This window comes from Curtobacterium sp. NPDC089185 (assembly GCF_040685235.1).
In the GTDB taxonomy this organism is placed as follows: domain Bacteria; phylum Actinomycetota; class Actinomycetes; order Actinomycetales; family Microbacteriaceae; genus Curtobacterium; species Curtobacterium citri.
The window spans coordinates 161,151-179,020 of record NZ_JBFBHK010000006.1 but is presented as its reverse complement, the minus strand read 5'-3'; the positions used below and the strand labels follow the sequence as shown (position 1 = coordinate 179,020).

The window sequence follows — 17,870 nt, the reverse complement described above, 5'->3', positions numbered from 1 at the left end:
TGAGTCGCTCCTGCGGGTGGAACTGCGCAGAAGTCGGCCACAAGCGTACCCCAGAACCACGAGACGGACTGGAGGCGCGATGCCGGTACCGCCCTCCCTCGCAGGCTCGGTCGGCGCGCCCCGCGCAACGCTCCGCGTCGCCGCCGAGCGGGGCGCGCCAGTCCGTCAGGGGGTCGCGATCAGATCGCGCGGACCGCCTCGAGCAGTTCGGCGACCGGTACGTCGCGCCGCTCGCCCGAGCGGCGGTCCCACAGCTCGACGACGCCGTCGGCGGCGTTCCGCCCGGCCACGACGACCACGGGGACGCCGAGCAGCTCGGCGTCGCGGAGCTTCACGCCCGGCGAGACCTTCGGACGGTCGTCGTACACGACGTCGTACCGCTCACCCTCGAGGGTGTCGATGAGCGTCGTGGCGAGGTCGTAGGCGACCTGGTCCTTGCCGGTCGCGACGACGTGGACGTCGAACGGGGCGACCTCCCTGGGCCAGGCGAGGCCCTTCTCGTCGTTGTGCGCCTCGGCGAGGATCGCGAGGATGCGCGTCACGCCGATGCCGTACGAGCCCATCGTGACGGTCGCGAGCTTGCCGTTCTCGTCCTGCACCTTCAGGTCGAGCGCCTCGGCGTACTTGCGGCCGAGCTGGAACACGTGCCCGATCTCCATGCCGCGGGCGGTCTCGAGCGGGCCGGAGCCGTCGGGCGCGGGGTCGCCCGCGCGGACGTCGGAGACCTCGGCGACGCCGTCGGCGGTGAAGTCACGGCCCATCACCAGTCCGGAGACGTGCACCCCGCGCTCGTTCGCACCGGTGACCCACGCCGTGCCCTCGACGACGCGGGGGTCGACGAGGTACCGGATGCCCGAGTCGCTCTCGGCGCCGAGGACCTGCGGGCCGATGTAGCCCTTGACGAAGACGCCCGGGTGCCGCTTGAAGTCGTCGTCGCCGGCAGCCTCGACCTCGGCCGGGGCGAACGCCACCTCGGCGCGCTTGAGGTCGACCTCGCGGTCGCCGGGGAGCCCGACGACGACGACCTCGCGGGTGCCGTCGAGGTGCGTCAGCGCGAGCACGACGTTCTTCAGGGTGTCGGCGGGGGTCCACGGGGCGCCGTCGCGCGGCGCGACCGCGTTGGCGTGCGCGACGAGCGTGTCGATCGTGGGGGTGTCCGCGGACGGCAGCGTCACGGGCTCCGGCTGGCCGTCGATCGGCAGCGCATCCGGCACCGGCGTGACGTACGCCTCGACGTTGGCCGCGTAGCCGCCGGCACTGCGGACGAAGGTGTCCTCGCCGACACCGATCGGGTGCAGGAACTCCTCGGACTTCGAGCCGCCCATCGCGCCGGCGTCGGCCTTGACGATGACGTACTCGAGGCCGAGGCGGGCGAAGATCCGCTCGTAGGCGTCGCGCATCACCTGGTAGCTGCGCTCGAGCCCCTCGTCGGTGAGGTCGAACGAGTACGCGTCCTTCATGGTGAACTCGCGGCCGCGCAGGAGTCCGGCGCGGGGTCGGGCCTCGTCGCGGTACTTGTCCTGGATCTGGAAGAGCGTGACGGGCAGGTCCTTGTACGAGCCGTACAGGTCCTTCACGAGCAGCGCGAACATCTCCTCGTGCGTCGGCGCGAGCAGGTAGTCGGAGCCCTTGCGGTCCTGCAGGCGGAACATGCCGTCGCCGTACTCGGTCCACCGGTTCGTCGCCTCGTAGGGCTCGCGGGGCAGGAGTGCGGGCAGCAGGACCTCCTGCGCGCCGGCCGCGACCATCTCCTCGCGGATGATGTCCTCGATCTTGTGGCGGACCCGGAGGCCGAGCGGCAGCCACGCGAAGATGCCCGGCGACTGGCGACGGACGTACCCGGCGCGGACGAGCAGCTTGTGGCTCGTCACCTCGGCGTCGGAGGGGTCGTCGCGGAGCGTGCGGAGGAACAGATGGGAGAGCCGTGTGACCACGGACGCAAGCCTAGCGGCGGTGGTCGCGGGACGACGACGGACGGGAGGCACGTGGCGGGGCAGCCAGGCGCCTCCCGTCCGGAAGGGGGTCGGCCCTAGGCCGTGGTGACCACCTGCGGCGTGCCCGGCGCTGCGTCCGGGCCCATCTCGTCCGCGATGCGGTTCGCCTCGGCGATCAGGGTCCGGACGATCTCGTGCTCGGGGACGGTCTTGACGACCTCGCCCTTGACGAAGATCTGCCCCTTGCCGTTGCCGGAGGCGACGCCGAGGTCGGCCTCACGGGCCTCTCCCGGGCCGTTCACGACGCAGCCCATGACGGCGACGCGGAGGGGCACGGTCATGCCCTCGAGCCCCTTCGTCACGTCGTTCGCGAGCTGGTAGACGTCGACCTGTGCACGGCCGCAGCTCGGGCAGGAGACGATCTCGAGCTTGCGCTCGCGGAGGTTGAGCGACTGCAGGATCTGCAGGCCGACCTTCACCTCCTGCGCGGGCGGGGCGGAGAGCGAGACGCGGATGGTGTCGCCGATGCCCTCGGCGAGCAGGATGCCGAACGCCGTGGCGCTCTTGATCGTGCCCTGGAACTCGGGGCCGGCCTCGGTGACGCCGAGGTGCAGCGGCCAGTCCCCCGCCGCGGCGAGCTGGCGGTAGGCCTGCACCATGACGATCGGGTCGTTGTGCTTGACCGAGATCTTGAAGTCGTGGAAGTCGTGCTCCTCGAACAGGCTCGCCTCCCAGACCGCGGACTCGACGAGTGCCTCCGGGGTCGCCTTGCCGTACTTCTGCAGCAGGCTCGGCTCGAGGGAGCCGGCGTTCACCCCGATGCGCAGGCTCACCCCGGCGTCCTTCGCGGCGCGGGCGATGGCGCCGACCTGGTCGTCGAACTTGCGGATGTTGCCCGGGTTGACCCGGACCGCCGCGCACCCGGCGTCGATCGCCTGGAAGACGTACTTCGGCTGGAAGTGGATGTCGGCGATGACCGGGATCTGCGACTTCTTCGCGATGATCGGCAGCGCGTCCGCGTCGTCCTGGCTGGGGACCGCGACGCGGACGATGTCACAGCCGGACGCGGTGAGCTCGGCGATCTGCTGCAGTGTCGCGTTGATGTTCGTCGTCGGCGTCGTCGTCATCGACTGCACGGAGACCGGGGCGTCGCCGCCCACGAGGACCTTCCCGACCCGGATCTGCCGCGACTTCCGGCGCGGGCTCAGGGTTGCGGGGACTTTCGGCAGACCGAGGTTCACTGCTGGCACGGGCGTCACTCTACGCCGTGCCGGTGACCTCACCCGGCGCTGGTGACCAGGTCGGCGCCGCGGTCGACGACGGTGATCAGCGGGGCGTACAGGCGCATCGCCGCCAGGGCCCGTTCGTGGTCGACGTCGCTCGCGCCGGCGCACGCGTCGGCGACGACCGTCACGGTCGCTCCGGCGTCGGCCGCGGCCAGCGCCGTGCTGAGCACGCAGCAGTCCGTGGAGACCCCGGTGAGCACGAGGTGCGGGTGGTCGCCCACGACGGCCCGGAGGCTCGTCCCCCACTTGCCGAACGTCGGTTCCGTCACGACGGGGACGTCCCGGTGCGCGGCGAACGGCTCGGTCAGCGCGTACAGCGGGTCCGCGTCGGGCACGAGCGCGAACGGCCAGTCACGGTAGTACGGCGCCCAGGCGCCCTCCGGCCGCTCGGGTGCGACGAAGCGGGTGAGCACCGTGCGCCCGACGAACCGGGGCAGCAGCCGCGCGGTGCCGGCCGCCGCGTCGTCGTACCGCGGTGCCGCCCAGGGGCTGTCGCCGGAGAAGACGCGCTGCAGGTCGATCGCGACGAGCCACGCCTCCGCGGGCACCGTCACGGTCACGCGCCCGCCTCCTGGCGGCGCACGGAGCCGCGTGCGCCGAGCACCGTGCCGACGAAGCCGACGACGAGCGCCACGAGGACACCGAGGTTCGCGTAGGCCCAGTCACCCGTGCGGCCGCCGAGGCCGAACGGTCCGAGCAGGTACCCCTGCCAGTTGAGCCAGGCGGGCACCCCGTAGGTGTTCGTCACGAGCCCCCACCCGAGCGCGGTCCCCAGCACCACGAGCCCGATGGCCGACCAGCGGATGTCGCCGTAGCGACCGCGGACGTCGTCGAGCTCGGTGTCGGCGTACGCGCGACGACGCAGCAACACGTCGGCCATGAACACCCCGGCCCATGCGGCGACCGGCACGCCGAGGGTGACCAGGAACGCCTGGAAGGGGCTGACGAAGTCCTTCGCGAAGAACACCACGTAGACCGCGCCCGCGACCATGAACACCCCGTCGACGCCAGCAGCGACGGGCCGCGGGATGCGGACGCCGGCGCTCAGCAGCGCGAGCCCGGACGAGTAGATGTCGAGCACGGCGCCACCCACGAGCCCGAGGATCGCAACGAGGGCGAAGGGGATCAGGAACCAGACCGGCAGGATCGTCGTCAGCGCACCGATCGGGTCGATGCGGATCGCGGCGTCCAGGTCCTTCGACGACCCGGCCAGCAGGACCCCGACGACGACGAGCACGGCCGGGGCGAGCGCTCCGCCGAACGTCGTCCACCAGACCACCCCGCCCGTCGACGACGACCGCGGGAGGTACCGGGAGTAGTCCGCGGCGGCGTTCACCCAGCCGAGGCCGAACCCGGTCATCACGAGGACGAGCGCGCCGACGACGTTCTGCGTGCTGCCGGCCGGCAGCGCCCCGAGGGCACCGGGGTCGATCGACGGCACGGCGAGCACGACGTAGACGACCGTCAGCACCGCGGTGACGACGGTGATGACCGTCTGCAGGCGCATGATGACGTCGAAGCCGGCGATGCCCGCACCGACGACGAGCGCGGCCACGACCAGCAGCGCCACGAGCTTCGTCACGACGCCGTCGTCCCAGCCGAGCTCACGGAAGACCGTCGACGTCGCCAGCACGGCGAGCGACGCGAGCGCCGTCTCCCACCCGACGGTGAGCACCCAGCTGAGGAACGACGGCAGCCGGTTGCCCCGCACGCCGAACGCGGCGCGGCTCAGCACCATCGTCGGCGCCGAGCCCCGCTTGCCGGCGATCGCCACGATCCCGCAGAGCAGGAACGAGAACGCCACCCCGACGACCGACACGACGGTGGCCTGCAGGAGCGAGATGCCGAAGCCGAGCACGAACGAGCCGTAGCTCAGGCCGAGCACGGACACGTTCGCGGCGAACCACGGCCAGAACAGGCCCCTCGGTGTGCCCTTGCGGTCGGACTCGGCGATGACGTCGGTCCCCTGCCGCTCCACGGTGCGGACGTCGGGCGCTGTGCTCATTCGCCGAGCGTAGTGCTACCCGAACAGGTTCACCGGTCGCACGATGTCGGCGTAGATCAGGAGCGCGCTCATGCCGGCCAGCAGCACGACGACGACCATCGTCAGGGGCATCGACTTCGCCAGGTCGATCGCGCCCGGGTCCGGCTTGCCGACCAGCACGTACGCCCGGCGCTTCACGGCCTCCCAGAGGGCACCGGCGATGTGCCCGCCGTCGAGCGGCAGCAGCGGCACCATGTTGAGCACGAACAGGCCGATGTTCAGCGACGCCAGCAGGCCGAGGATCGTGTACGCCTTGTCGACCACGGGCACCCCGCTCATCGACGAGACCTCCCCGATCGCACGTCCGACACCGACCACCGACACGGGGCTGTCCTGCGACCGCTCCTGCGCGCCGAACGCGGCGTTCCACACGGCGACCAGGCGCTGCGGCAGGTCGATGATCAGGTGCGCCGACGCCGCGATCTGCGCGCCGGTCGCCGGCAGGACGGCCGCGGGCGACTGCCGCACCAGCGACTGCCCGATGCTCACGCCCACGACTCCGACCCGCTGGGTCTTCGTCGTGCCGTCGGCGTTCTTCGCCGCCGTGCCCTGCTCCGTGACGACGTCGCGCGTGGCGAGCTGCGGGGTGACCTCGAGCGTCCGCCGGACGCCGTCGCGTTCGACCACGACCGTCACGGCCTCGCCGGCCGACCGCTGGAACACCCGGGAGACCTCGGCGATCGTCGGGTCCTGTCGCCCGTCGACCGCGACCACGACGTCGCCGTCGCGGATGCCCGCCTGCTTCGCGGGCGACTCGGCGTCACCGGGTGCGCAGGCCGTCGAGCTGCTCGTCGGCAGGACGCAGTCCACGCTCGACGTGAAGGTCGTGGTCGGGGCGCCGAAGCCGCACAGCAGGACCCCGAACAGCACGATGCCGATCACCAGGTTCATCGCCGGACCCGCGACCATCACGATGATGCGCTTCCACGGGGTGAGCCGGTAGAACGCCCGGGAGTCGTCCCCGCCGGAGTCCGCGATCTGCTCGGCACTCGCCTGGCGGGCGTCCTGCACGAACGCCCCGTACATCCCGGTGTTCGTGATCGCGCTCGGGCGGCCCGACGCGCGGGGCTTGAGCATGCCGACCATCGAGATGTACCCGCCGAGCAGGATCGGACGGATGCCGTACTCGGTCTCGCCCCGTCGGAACGACCAGATCGCCTTGCCGAAGCCGAGCGAGTACTGCGTCACCTTGACGTTGAAGAGCTTCGCGAACGACAGGTGCCCCAGCTCGTGGAGTCCGATCGAGACCAGCAGGCCGACGATGAAGACGACCACGCCGAGGACGAAGAGGAGCACGGATTCGACGGTCACCGCAGCAGGGTACGGGACCCTGCCCATGACGGAGCCGAGCGCGCCCTGAGAGGTCTGCCGTGCCTCCCGACCCCCGGGAGGCACGGATCTCCGCCGGCGCGTCCGTCACCGGACCGCGTGGCGGGGTCGCGACCCTGCCCGCGCCCGCTGGTCGTGTCAGCGGGCCAGCAGGCGGTCCGCGGCGGCGCGCGCCCAGCGCTCGGCGGCGAGGACGCCGTCGAGCGACGGCTCCCCCGAGGTGTGCTCGTCGACCACGCGACGGACGGTGTCGACGATGTCGAGGAACCCGATCGCGCCCGCGTGGAACGCGGCGACGGCCTGCTCGTTCGCGGCGTTGAACACCGCCGGGAAGGTGCCGCCGAGGACCCCGACGTGCTTGGCGAGGTCGACGGCGCCGAACGCCTCGGCGTCGAGCGGCTCGAAGGTCCACGTGCTCGCACGCGTCCAGTCGAGCGGGACCCCGACGCCGGGCACCCGGTCCGGCCAGGCGAGCCCGAGGGCGATCGGGAGTCGCATGTCCGGGGGTGACGCCTGCGCGATCGTCGAACCGTCGACGAACTCGACCATCGAGTGGACGATCGACTGCGCGTGCACGGTCACGTCGATGCGGTCGTACGGCACACCGAAGAGGAGGTGGGCCTCGATCACCTCGAGGCCCTTGTTGACGAGGGTCGCCGAGTTCGTCGTGACGACCAGGCCCATGTCCCAAGTCGGGTGCGCCAGTGCCTGGGCCGGGGTGACGTCCCGCAGGTCCTGCCGGGAGCGACCGCGGAACGGACCGCCGCTCGCCGTGAGGACGAGCCGTCGGACCTCCGCGTCCGCGCCGGACCGGAGCGCCTGCGCGATCGCGGAGTGCTCGCTGTCCACCGGCACGATCTGCCCGGGGGCGGCCGCCCGCTGCACCAGCGGGCCGCCGACGATCAGGCTCTCCTTGTTGGCGAGGGCGAGGGTCGCGCCGGTCTCGAGGGCCGCGAGGGTCGGTCCGAGCCCGACCGAGCCGGTGATGCCGTTGAGGACCACGTCCGCCGCGACGCCGCGGACGAGGCGCTCGGCGTCCGCGGCGCCGAACGCGGTGTCGCGGACACCGAAGCGTGCGGCCTGCTCGGCGACGAGGTCCCGGTTCGAGCCGGCGGTCAGCCCGACGACCTCGAACCGGTCGGGGTTGCGGGCGACGACGTCGAGGGCCTGCGTGCCGATCGACCCGGTGCTGCCGAGGACGACGATGCGGCGCCGTGCCGGGGTCTGCTGCGCGGTGGGTCCCGGCCCGGCGCCGTCCGTCACGGTCAGCCCTTGGCGAGGATGTCGACGACGAAGACCAGCGAGGCGTCCTTCGGGATGCCGGAGCCCTCGGGCGGGTTCGACCCGTAGGCGTCCTCCGGCGTGGTCACGATGAGGACCTGCGAGCCGACCTTCTGCCCGACGAGTCCGGTGACGAAGCCCTTGATGAGCGAGCCCTCGGAGACGGTGAACGTGGTCGGGGCGCCCTTCGACCACGAGGAGTCGAACTCCTTGCCGCCGTCGAGCTGCACGCCCTTGTACTGCACCAGGGCGGTGTCGCCGTTCGCGATGGTGTCGCCCGTGCCCTGCTTGAGGACCTCGACCTCGGTCTTCGACGGGGCCTTCGCACCCGACGGGATCGTGATCTCGGGCTCGCCGTCGGCCTTGTCCTCGACGGTCGGCAGCGCCGGGTCCTGGGGCTGCGGTGCGCCGGTCGCCTTCGTCGGGGTCTGCGCGACGACGTCGGCGACGACGACGATGTCACCGCCGGTGTTGAAGCCGAGGGCCGCCGACTGGCCGACGACCGCCACCCGCTCACCGACCTTCGTGCACGCGAGGAGGGCACCGAAGCCGGTCCCGCCGACCGAGAGCACCTGCGGGTTGCCCTGGTCGAACCCGACCGCGCCGAGCTTCGAGGCGTCGGACGCCTTGTAGACGACGTAGGAGACCTGGGCGAACTCGCCGTCCCGCAGGGCCTTGCCCGACCCCTTCACCACGGTGGTGGCCTGCGGCGTCGAGGCGCTCAGCCCCTTCTCGAACGCGACACCCGGGGCGGAGTCACCGCCCACCGCGGCACCGCTGACCTTGATGCCGTCCGAGGCGGACCCCGGCTCGGGGCACGACGAGATGGGCGTCGCGGTGGCGCTCGACGACGCACTGGGCGAGGTCGAGGCGTCACCCGAGCCGTTCCCGGAGCAGGCGGCGAGTCCCAGCACGACGGCGGGGACGAGGGCGATCGGGAGCAGGCGGAGACGCTTCACGGAGACCTATCCTGCCGCACGGACCTTGGTGACGGGCGTGTGGTGGACGGGGAACGCCACGGAACGCGCGACGAAGCAGAGGCGGCCTGCCTCCGCGTGCGCTGCCTCGGCGTCCTCGACGCGGTCGGCCTCGAGGATCGTGACGACCGGGCGCAGGGTCGCACCGGTCAGCTCCCCCGTGCCGTCGCGGTGCACGTCGAGCGACGCCGACGCCGAGTCCTGGTAGTCGACCACCGTGAAGCCCCGCTGCACGGCGACGTACAGGTAGCTCATCATGTGGCACTGCGCGAGCGCGGCGAGGACGAGCTCCTCCGGGTTCCAGCGGTCGCGGTCACCGCGGAACGCGGGGTCGGCCGACCCGGCGACGTCCTGCTTGCCCGCCGCGGAGATCGTGTGGTCGCGGCCGTAGTCGCGGTACCCGCTCGTCCCCGTGCCCCGGTCGCCGGTCCAACGGACGGCGACCTCGTAGGAGTGGTCGGTCACGGTGCGCTCCTTCGTGCGTGGTGGTCGAGCACCGACCGTCCCGCGCTCGGTGCGTGCGACGTCGCGGCGTGCCCGCTCACTACGATGACGGCATGACGGTGATCCCCGACGTCCGCACAGACCGCCATCCTCTCACCGCCGAGGGCTCCGTCGAGCTCGCGGTGCTCGACCGGAACGGCTTCGACGAGAGCCGGCACGTCGGTGCCGGTGTCGTCGTCGCGGCGGACGGCTCCGTGCTCGACGTCGTCGGCGACGCCGGAGCGAGCATCTACCCGCGCTCGACGATGAAGCCGTTCCAGGCGCTCGCGATCCGACGCGCCGGTGCCGCGTTCAGCGACGAGGAGCTGGTGCTGACGACCGCCAGCCACGCCGGCACAGCGGCGCACCAGGCACTCGCGCTGCACATGCTCGAGTCGTTCGACCACGAGGAGTCCGACCTCGGGTGCCCGCCCGACCTGCCGTTCGACGGGGCGACCGCGCGGATGATGCCCGGCCCGCGTCGCCTCGCGATGAACTGCTCCGGGAAGCACGCCGGCATGCTCGCCGCGTGCCGCGTCAACGGCTGGGACGAGGCCACCTACCTCGAGATGGCGCACCCGCTGCAGCAGCGCGTCCGGGAGACCGTCGAGGAGTACACGGGCGAGACCGTCGACGTCGTCGGGACCGACGGCTGCGGCGCCCCGGTCTTCCCCCTCACGCTGCGCGGCCTCGCCCGCGGCTTCGCCGGGGTCGTCGCGCGACGGGACGCGGACACGGCGGCCCTCGTCGACGCGGTGCTCGACCACCCGTGGGCCATCGACGGCGTCGGACGGGCGAACACCGTGACCATCGAACGACTGCAGGTCCTGGCGAAGTTCGGCGCCGAGGGCGTCATGGTCATGGGCCTCCCGGGCGGTGCGGCCGTCGCGGTGAAGACGCTCGACGGATCGCAGCGCGCCGGCACCGTCGCGGCGCTGACGCTGCTCGAACGCAACGGTCTGGTCGACGCCGCGGGCGTGGCGGACGTCCTGGCGGCGACGAGCGAGCAGGTGCTCGGCGGTGGGGTCCCCGTCGGACGGGTCCGACCGGGGGCCGGTCTGCGCTGAGCCGGTCTGCGCGGAGCCGGTCTGGGCTGAGCCGGTCTGGGCTGAGCCGGGCGTCACGGCGTCGTGCTCCCCGGGACCAGCAGGGGCAGCACGGGGTCGATCGTCGTCGAGCCGCCGTCGTCGTTGTCCTGCGTGCGACAGCCGTGGCGGGTCACCTCGACGAGGTGGTCCCAGCGGCGCGGGAGCAGGTGCAGTCCGGGCACGAGGACGACGGTCGTCCGCGGCCGGCCGCCGCCGTCGAGCCGGACCGCGACGGCGGTCCCCGGGGGCAGCGGGGTGCTCGGTGGTCCGGGGACCCCCGCACCGGAGGCGCGGACGACGTCGTCGGGCGGGCTCCCGGTGGTCGCGCCGCCGTCGAGCTGGGCGCGGACCGCGGTGAACACGCCCTCGGCGAGTGCGCCGGTGCCCACCACCACCACCACGTGGCACGGGGCGGTCGGGGCGGTGGCGACGAGAACCGGGTGACCGTCGTCACGGCGGCCGAGCAGGATGCCGGGGCCGGGTGCGGGGTTGGGGTCGGGTACCGAGCCGCCGTGGTCCCGGACGCCGCTGCCCTCCGACGGCTCCGTGACCGGGTCGACGAGCACCACCGGCGGACCCGTCGACGCGCGTCGGTCGGACTGGACGACGACGACATCCAGCAGGGCGCACCACCCGCCGGCCACGAGGAGCGCCGCACGGCCGGAGCCCGGCAGGTCCGCGACCACGCCGACGAGGGCGAGCACGCCCGCGGTACCGACGAGGCACGAGCGGGCGACGGCGAGGGACACGGTCCGAGCGAACCGCCTCCGCCCCGCTACCGAGAACGGCGGGACGCTCGCTGGGGAGCGGGCGAGCTGGTCGGCCTCCTGTGCAGGAGGGTCAGGTCGGCGGGGAACCGCCGACCGTCACTGCACGAGGAAGAACTGCTCGCCGATGTCCACCCGGGCACCACGCTCGACACGGTACCGCCGGCCCGGCTCGCAGCGACGGATCGTGCCGTCGATGTGCCGGACGACCGTGCCGTTGCCCGAGAACCGGTCCGCGACCCACAGGTCGTCCCCGTCGCGGCCGAGCTCGAGGTGCGTCTTCGACACCGACTTCCCGGGGTCGTGCACGGTGAGGAGCTCGTCGAAGCGTTCGCCGGGCTGCGGGCGGGGAAGACGCCCGAGCAGGCCGGTCCCCTGCACGGCGGTGCGCTCCCCCGTGCTGAAGTGCAGCACGAACGGCGCGGCGCTCGTGTTCCGGTCGACGATGCGGGTCTCCTCGACGTCCTCGGCATCGGACCCGTCGTCCGCACTCGAGGGCACGGCCGCCGAGGCCACGGAGGGTAGCACCGGCCCTGTCGCACCAGGCACCGGCGGCAGCGGCGCCGCGGTGGGGACGGGCGGGACGCCGTCGAGGGGCGGCACCGAGACGGAGGCGGTCGGGACGGTCGGCGAGGCCGGAGCGGGCGGCACCGTCACCGGTGCACCCGGGACCGCGTCAGGCGCGGCGTGCGCGCCGCGGGTCCGGAGGGGCGTCCTCGGGGTGTCGTCGAGCGCGGCCGATCCTGACGTGTCCGGTGCGGGCGCGTCCGTGCGGGGCTCGGGCAGGTCGCTCGGAGGTGCCTCGTCGAAGGTGTCAGCGTGCTCGGGCTCCGAGGGAGCGTCCGCGACTTCCGACGACACGTCCACGTGTTCCGAGGACTCGTCCGCCGGTTCCGACCGGGACTCCGGCTCGGCATCGTCCGCGGGCAGGTGCTCGGCGGCCCAGTCGGGACGGGCCAGCGGCAGCGGCACGACGGGGCCGGTGAAGGCGGCGGTGACCGTCGGTCGGACGGCGCCGCACTCGGCGCAGAAGATGTCGTCGGGCTCGAGCGTGTGTCCGCAGACCGGGCAGGTCGCCGGTCCGCTGCTCGGGGTGACGAGCGGGGTCGGGGCGCGACGCTCGACGAGCGGCTCGACCACGGCGGTGTCACCGGGCTGCGGACCGTCGTCGTCCCGCGGCTCCTCGGCAACGGGAGGCTCGGGTGCCGCCGAGCCGCGACCGACCCACCAGGACGGGCGCGACGGAGCGGGCGGCTGCGGTGCGGCGGGTGCCCAGACCGGAGCGGCAGCCCGGTCGTCAGCGCCCGCGCGGTCCGCGTCCGCCTCGGTCGTGTCCGCCGCGGTCGCCCCCGCTCCGGGCGTCTGTGCTGCGTGTGTCCGAGCGACGGTGCCGTCCGCCGGCAGGGTCTCGTCGGCGACCGGGTACGCGGCCGGATCGAGCGGCGGTTCCGCGTCCGGTGCGACACCCTGCGTCGGGGTCGGCGCGGGCGGTGCCGCGGGTCGGTCGTCGTGGCGGGGGGCGGGCTGCCGGTCCTCGCCGGTCAGCCAGGCACGGGTGGCCGGGTCGAGGGTGGCCTCGGGCAGCCAGGCCTCGGTGGCCGGGTCGGGGTGCCGACCGTGCTGGTCCGGTTGGCGGAGGGGCGGCGGCGGGGTCTCGTCGAGGGGCGCGGCCGGGACGGGCCGACGGTTCGCCGAGACGGTCACCGAGCGCCCGCACTCACCGCAGAAGATCGCGCCGTCCGGCAGCATCGATCCGCAGTGCTCGCATCTGATCACGGTTCGCCTCTGTCCTCACTCGGCCGTCCACGACGCTCGCCGGCCTTCGGACCATCGTAGTCACGACCTCCGCGACGATCCTGGCCGTCCCCACCGAGCCCGGCACCGGCCTCCGGCGTCTCCGGGCGCAGCCGGTCCACCGCTGCCCGCCCACCGCGGCGATGGACCGCGGGGCGACGCAGGGACCGGAGGGACACTGCGGCACGCCACCGCTCGCGTCGGGTGCGCCCTGCTCGGAGGCTCGTGATCGCCTCGTCCGTGGCCGACCACATGCGGTCGGCGGTCCCCGGTTCGACCTCACCGGGCCCGAAGACGCTCCGGTCGGCCAGTGCCGCGAGCCCGATGCCGCCCTCTCCCGGTGCCCCCGTGACGGCCTCGCGTCTCGTGGCCGCCATGACGACGTCGTGCCCGCGGTCGACCAGTGCGTCGCGGTACTCGTCCCAGGCACCGACGACCCGCGCGCGTGGTGTGGGCGCCCGTCGGCGTCGACGACGTCGCAGCCGCTTGCAGAGGACGACGACGGCGAACGGCAGGAGCACGAGTGCCACGAAGCCGAGCGTGGCGAGCACCCACGGCAGGGCGGCGAGGAGGACCTGCAACCAGAGCGGCTGCACGGGAGGCGTGTCCCGGTCGCTCTGGGGCGGGGCCTGCTGGTCCTGGTCCTGCTGCTCGACGGGCGGCGGTGGGACGACGGTCTCCGGCCGCGTGACCGGCTGCGGCGTCTGGTCCTGCTCGTCGGGGATGTCGCGGACGACCGGGTTCGGGTCGATCATCACCCACCCCCACTGCTCGGTGTCCACCTCGACGCGCGCCGTGACGTCCGACCCGCGGAACGTGGTCGTCCCGTCGGTGCCGGAGGACGTCGCGGCTCCCGAGTCGCCGCCGGCGGTGAAGCCCATCACGACCCGGGACGGGAACCCGAGTTGCCGTGCCATGAGCGCGGCGGCGACGGCGTACTGCTCCTGGTCGCCGATCATGACCGGCGCGGTGAGCAGTTCCTCGATCCGGTCGGCGCCGTGTCCCGACCGGCTGGCCCGGTCGTCGCCGACGCCGTGGCTCACGTAGCCCGTCCGCTTGAGCGACTCGATCGCCGCGACCAGCCTGGCACCGTCCGAGCCGCCGTCGGCGGACGTCGCCTCGACCCGCTCCCGCACCGCGTCCGGCACGCCGGTCGGGTTCGGCACGGTGGCCGTGCCCGGACGCGCCGACGCGAGCTGGTCGTCGGTCGGCTGGTCCGGCAGCACCGCGCGCAGGTCGTACCGGGTGTCCGCGTCGACGCCACCCACCACGACGGCCGTCCCGGTGGTGCGGTTGTAGGAGAAGGCGCCGCGGTCCCGGTCGGCGTCCGACCCGCGGAAGGTCACCGTCTCGAGGTCGCCGACGGTGGGCAGCCACACGCCGCGGTACCCCTCGACGGCGACAGCGACTTCGAGGTCGGTGCCCCGGACGCCCCGCACGTCGACCGAGGTCGGGACGCGCTCGAAGGTGCCCGAGGCGGAGGCTCCGTCGTCGCCCCCCACGCGGTAGACCACGCCGTCGTACGTGTCGAGGGTGGCGATCCGCACGAAGCCACCCTCCGGCAGGCCCGTCACCCGCAGCTGGGCGGTGTCCGCCTGGCCGGGCTCCTCGTAGGACCGGAACGCGCTGAGCGGGCTGAGTTCGTCACGCGGGTCGAACGGCTTGACCACGTCGGTCCGCGCGACCGTCCGCCCCACCGACGGCGGAGCCACCAGGCCGAGGCCCGTCGCGACGACCGCGGCCGCCACGATGGTGCCCGTCCCGACGAGGGCGGGTCGCAGCACGGACCGCCACACGGGCACGCGCGCCCCGACCGTCGTCGCCACCGAGACTGCGCGACGCACGTGCCGTGCGGTGAGGGCCCAGACCAGGGCGATGCCGCCGAGCACGACGGCCGTCGCCAGGGCGACGTCCAGTCGGCTGGGTCCGACCACGACCGCGGCCGCGAACAGCACCAGTCCCGGGATGCTCGCGAGCTCCGGACGGGAGGCACGGGTCGCCACGCTCACGCCGACCACCGTGGCGACGAGCGTCGTCACGAAGTACGGCACCAGCAGGGACTCGTAGGACCCGACCGGCAGGCTGACCGTCACGAGCCGCTTCCAGTCGAGCGCCACACCGGCGAACAGGTCGACGAGCCCGGCACCGGTGGGCAGGATCCCGACGGCACGGTCCGGCACCGCCGCCGGGACGCCGGTGAGCGCGAACACCGCGACGGTGAGCGCACCGACCACCGCGGCGGGCAGGCGGGCGAGGGCGCCGGCGAGGGCGACGGCCGTCCCGGCGAGGACCGCGGTCACGCCGGCCGTCACCATCGAGGCGTCGCGGTGGACCGGCCACCAGGCGGTGCTCGCCACCACGAGCACGAGCCAGGTGGCGAGGGTGCCCCCCGCGGTGCGCAGGGCACCGCGCCGACGCTCGGCCCGGCGGTCGCCCCGGCGGTCGGTCCGCCGCGTCCGCAGTCGCGGAGCGTCCTCGGTCGCCGCGCTCACGCCGCTGCCGATCGGTGGAGGGCCTGCCGGAGGTCGTCGAGGTAGCCGATCGTCACGACCGTCAGCCCGGCGACCCGGAGGAAGCGCGGCTGCGCCTCGGGCTCGCAGGTCACCGCGACGACCTCGACGCCGACGGGGAAGCGCGTGGCGGCGAGCCGGAGCGCCGGGAGCCCGACCTCGGAGCCGACCACGAGGAACGCCACCGAGATGCCGGCGGTGTCGGCGCCGACGATCCGCGCGACCTCGGCGACGGGGAGGCACGAGTCGGAGAGGCCGACCGTGGCGAACTCGTCGAGCAGGCGGGTGGGCGTCACGGTGGGCAGGCGGTGCACGGCGTAGACCGGCCGCTTGGCGTACTCCGGCGTCCGTTCGGACACGACGACCGACACCTCGCGCCCGTCCCGGACGGCGCGGGTGCCGAGCGACGCCGCGGCGCTCACCGCCAGCTCGAACTCGTCGTCGTCCGCGAACTCGCCGCGGCCGGTCGCCAGGGCCACCACCAGGTGCGATCGCCGGGTGTCCTCGAACTGTCGCACCATCAGCGCGCCCGACTTCGCCGTCGACTTCCAGTGGATCGTGCGCGGGTCGTCGCCCGGCTGGTACTCGCGGACCGCGTGGAACGCGATGTCCGCCGGCGACAGGTCGGTCGTCGCCTGGCCCTCGAGGTCGCGGACCAACCCGGTGCTCGTCGACGGGATGGCGATGGTGCGCGGGTGGACGATGACCTGTTCCCGCGCCGTCCAGACGACCTCGCGCCGGACGATGCCGACCGGGTCCGCCCGCACACCCGTGACCGGACCGACGTCGAGCACACCGCGACGCACGGTCGGGACCGGCACCTGCTGCTCGAAGACGCCGTTCGGCGCGATCGAGGGGATCGCCACGTCGACCAGGCCGGTGCCGACGGGCACCTCCACCGTGGTCGGGACCGACGGCAGCCGCGCCGGGTTCTCGGCCGTGACGACGACGCCCGCGTCGTCGCCCACCGCCACCCGGTGCTGCGGCAGGCGCATGCGGATGCGCAGACGGGACCGACCGAGCAGCGCGAGCACCGCCACCACGACGAGGACCGTCCCGGCGAAGCCCACCACGACGACCTCGCGCAGTCCGAAGCGGTAGCCCGCGACGAAGGCGACGAGCGTGACGGCGGCGACCGTCCAGCCCAGGCCGGTGACGACGGACGAGACCTCGGCCCACCCGCGGCGGACGAGCCTCCAGGCCGCGGTCCACGCCTTCGCGACCCCGACGACCGCGTCGGCGGCGACCCCGTCCCGGTCCCCCACCAGGCGGGTGCGGACGTTCGTCAGGCCGGCGACCGTGCCCGTCCGCTCGGACACGGCGGTGCCGCGCCGTGAGCGGGTGGCGTCTCGGCGCGAGCGGGTGGCAGCGGGGCGGCGGTCGGTCACGACACCGCTCGGTCGGCGGGCGGCGGGGTCTCGACGAGGAGCTGGGAGACGACGCTGGTCGCGCTGACGCCGTCGAACTCCGCCTCCGCGTCGAGCACCAGGCGGTGCGCGAGCACCGGCACCGCCAGTGCCTTGACGTCGTCGGGGGTCACGTAGTGGCGGCCGAGCACCGCCGCGTGCACGCGCGCAGCACGGATCAGGCCCATCGCTCCGCGGACGCTCACACCGAGGCGGACCTCGCTCGCCCCACGTGTGGCCTCGACCAGGCGGGCGACGTAGTCGGCGATGGTCGGGTCGACGTGCACGGTCCGCGCGAGCGCCGCCATCTCCGTGACCGTCGCTGCGGGGACGACGCTCGCGAGCGGGACCGCGGCGGACGGTGCCGCGGAGGTCTCGAGGAGTCGGACCGTGGCGGCGTGGTCGGGGTAGCCGATCGACGTGCGCATCAGGAACCGGTCGAGCTGCGCCTCCGGCAGGCGGTACGTGCCGGCCTGCTCGACGGGGTTCTGCGTCGCGATGACCATGAACGGTGCCGCCAGGGTGTGGCGTGTGCCGTCGATGGTGACCGCGGACTCCTCCATCGCCTCGAGCAGCGCCGACTGGGTCTTCGGGCTGGCCCGGTTGATCTCGTCGGCGAGCACGATGTTCGCGAACACCGGACCGCGGTGGAAGTCGAACTCCTGCGTGCGCTGGTCGTAGACGCTGATGCCCGTGATGTCCCCGGGCAGCAGGTCCGGCGTGAACTGGATGCGGTTGGTGCTCCCCTGCACGCTCTGCGCCATCGCGCGCGCGAGGCTCGTCTTGCCCGTGCCGGGGACGTCCTCGAGCAGCAGGTGGCCCTCGCTCAGCATGGCCGTGACGGCCAGGCGGATGACGAACGTCTTGCCCAGGAGGACCTGCTCGACGTTCGTCACGATGCGACCGGCGACGTCGGCGAACCAGGCGGCCTGCTCGGGGGTCATGCTCATGCGGGAGGGTCCTCGTTCTCG

The 17,870-nt window shown here is 73.6% G+C and carries 14 protein-coding genes; 1 reads left to right on the top strand and 13 read right to left on the bottom strand.

Annotated features, from left to right (window positions below; all coding sequences use genetic code 11):
• Positions 1 to 179: 179 nt before the first annotated feature.
• The 8 genes from AB0N84_RS08770 to AB0N84_RS08735 form a co-directional block, all read right to left on the bottom strand.
• Entirely contained in the window at positions 180 to 1,934 is a 1,755-nt protein-coding gene (locus tag AB0N84_RS08770) for a proline--tRNA ligase (protein ID WP_363545308.1), read from the bottom strand.
• A gap of 95 nt (positions 1,935 to 2,029) precedes the next feature.
• Positions 2,030 to 3,163, bottom strand: a complete 1,134-nt coding sequence (ispG, locus tag AB0N84_RS08765) for a flavodoxin-dependent (E)-4-hydroxy-3-methylbut-2-enyl-diphosphate synthase (protein WP_069711351.1) — start codon at positions 3,161 to 3,163, stop codon at positions 2,030 to 2,032.
• A 50-nt stretch (positions 3,164 to 3,213) separates the two neighbouring features.
• Complete coding sequence (locus AB0N84_RS08760) at positions 3,214 to 3,780, bottom strand: isochorismatase family protein (protein WP_363545305.1); 567 nt, start codon at positions 3,778 to 3,780, stop codon at positions 3,214 to 3,216.
• Complete coding sequence (locus AB0N84_RS08755; RefSeq protein ID WP_363545302.1) at positions 3,777 to 5,225, bottom strand: cytosine permease; 1,449 nt, start codon at positions 5,223 to 5,225, stop codon at positions 3,777 to 3,779. Before AB0N84_RS08755 ends, AB0N84_RS08760 begins: the two co-directional genes overlap by 4 nt.
• Positions 5,226 to 5,240: 15 nt before the next feature.
• A complete protein-coding gene (locus tag AB0N84_RS08750; protein WP_182046828.1) occupies positions 5,241 to 6,575 on the bottom strand; it encodes a site-2 protease family protein in 1,335 nt (444 codons plus the stop codon).
• Positions 6,576 to 6,731: 156 nt separating this feature from the next.
• Positions 6,732 to 7,856: a 1-deoxy-D-xylulose-5-phosphate reductoisomerase gene (locus AB0N84_RS08745; protein WP_363545298.1), complete on the bottom strand. Its 1,125-nt coding sequence runs from the start codon at positions 7,854 to 7,856 to the stop codon at positions 6,732 to 6,734.
• A gap of 2 nt (positions 7,857 to 7,858) precedes the next feature.
• Entirely contained in the window at positions 7,859 to 8,833 is a 975-nt protein-coding gene (locus AB0N84_RS08740) for an FKBP-type peptidyl-prolyl cis-trans isomerase (RefSeq protein WP_182046830.1), read from the bottom strand.
• A 6-nt stretch (positions 8,834 to 8,839) separates the two neighbouring features.
• A complete protein-coding gene (locus tag AB0N84_RS08735) occupies positions 8,840 to 9,316 on the bottom strand; it encodes an OsmC family protein (RefSeq protein WP_069710772.1) in 477 nt (158 codons plus the stop codon).
• 92 nt (positions 9,317 to 9,408) lie between these two features.
• Between AB0N84_RS08735 and AB0N84_RS08730 the strand changes: the two genes are divergently transcribed.
• Entirely contained in the window at positions 9,409 to 10,401 is a 993-nt protein-coding gene (locus AB0N84_RS08730) for an asparaginase (RefSeq protein WP_363545294.1), read from the top strand.
• Between the two features lie 53 nt (positions 10,402 to 10,454).
• On the opposite strand, the gene AB0N84_RS08725 is transcribed toward AB0N84_RS08730, so the two are convergent.
• From AB0N84_RS08725 to AB0N84_RS08705, 5 genes are all read right to left on the bottom strand, one after another.
• Positions 10,455 to 11,171, bottom strand: a complete 717-nt coding sequence (locus AB0N84_RS08725; RefSeq protein ID WP_363545291.1) for a hypothetical protein — start codon at positions 11,169 to 11,171, stop codon at positions 10,455 to 10,457.
• 117 nt (positions 11,172 to 11,288) lie between these two features.
• On the bottom strand, positions 11,289 to 12,965 hold the full coding sequence (locus AB0N84_RS08720; protein WP_363545288.1) for a zinc-ribbon domain-containing protein: 1,677 nt from the start codon (positions 12,963 to 12,965) through the stop codon (positions 11,289 to 11,291).
• Entirely contained in the window at positions 12,962 to 15,475 is a 2,514-nt protein-coding gene (locus AB0N84_RS08715) for a transglutaminaseTgpA domain-containing protein (protein ID WP_363545285.1), read from the bottom strand. The genes AB0N84_RS08720 and AB0N84_RS08715 overlap by 4 nt, the downstream gene beginning before the upstream one ends.
• Positions 15,472 to 16,881 carry a DUF58 domain-containing protein gene (locus AB0N84_RS08710; protein ID WP_363545282.1) on the bottom strand — a complete coding sequence of 470 codons (1,410 nt, stop codon included), beginning with the start codon at positions 16,879 to 16,881 and terminating at the stop codon, positions 15,472 to 15,474. Before AB0N84_RS08710 ends, AB0N84_RS08715 begins: the two co-directional genes overlap by 4 nt.
• A complete protein-coding gene (locus AB0N84_RS08705) occupies positions 16,878 to 17,849 on the bottom strand; it encodes a MoxR family ATPase (RefSeq protein WP_182046837.1) in 972 nt (323 codons plus the stop codon). Before AB0N84_RS08705 ends, AB0N84_RS08710 begins: the two co-directional genes overlap by 4 nt.
• Between the last annotated feature and the right edge of the window lie 21 nt (positions 17,850 to 17,870).

What these genes read in the sequence shown, in the direction of transcription:
- AB0N84_RS08755 (WP_363545302.1), bottom strand. Translation starts at nt 5,225, where the DNA reads ATGAGCACAGCGCCCGACGTCCGCACCGTGGAGCGGCAGGGGACCGAC.
- AB0N84_RS08730 (WP_363545294.1), top strand. Translation starts at nt 9,409, where the DNA reads ATGACGGTGATCCCCGACGTCCGCACAGACCGCCATCCTCTCACCGCC.
- AB0N84_RS08705 (WP_182046837.1), bottom strand. Translation starts at nt 17,849, where the DNA reads ATGAGCATGACCCCCGAGCAGGCCGCCTGGTTCGCCGACGTCGCCGGT.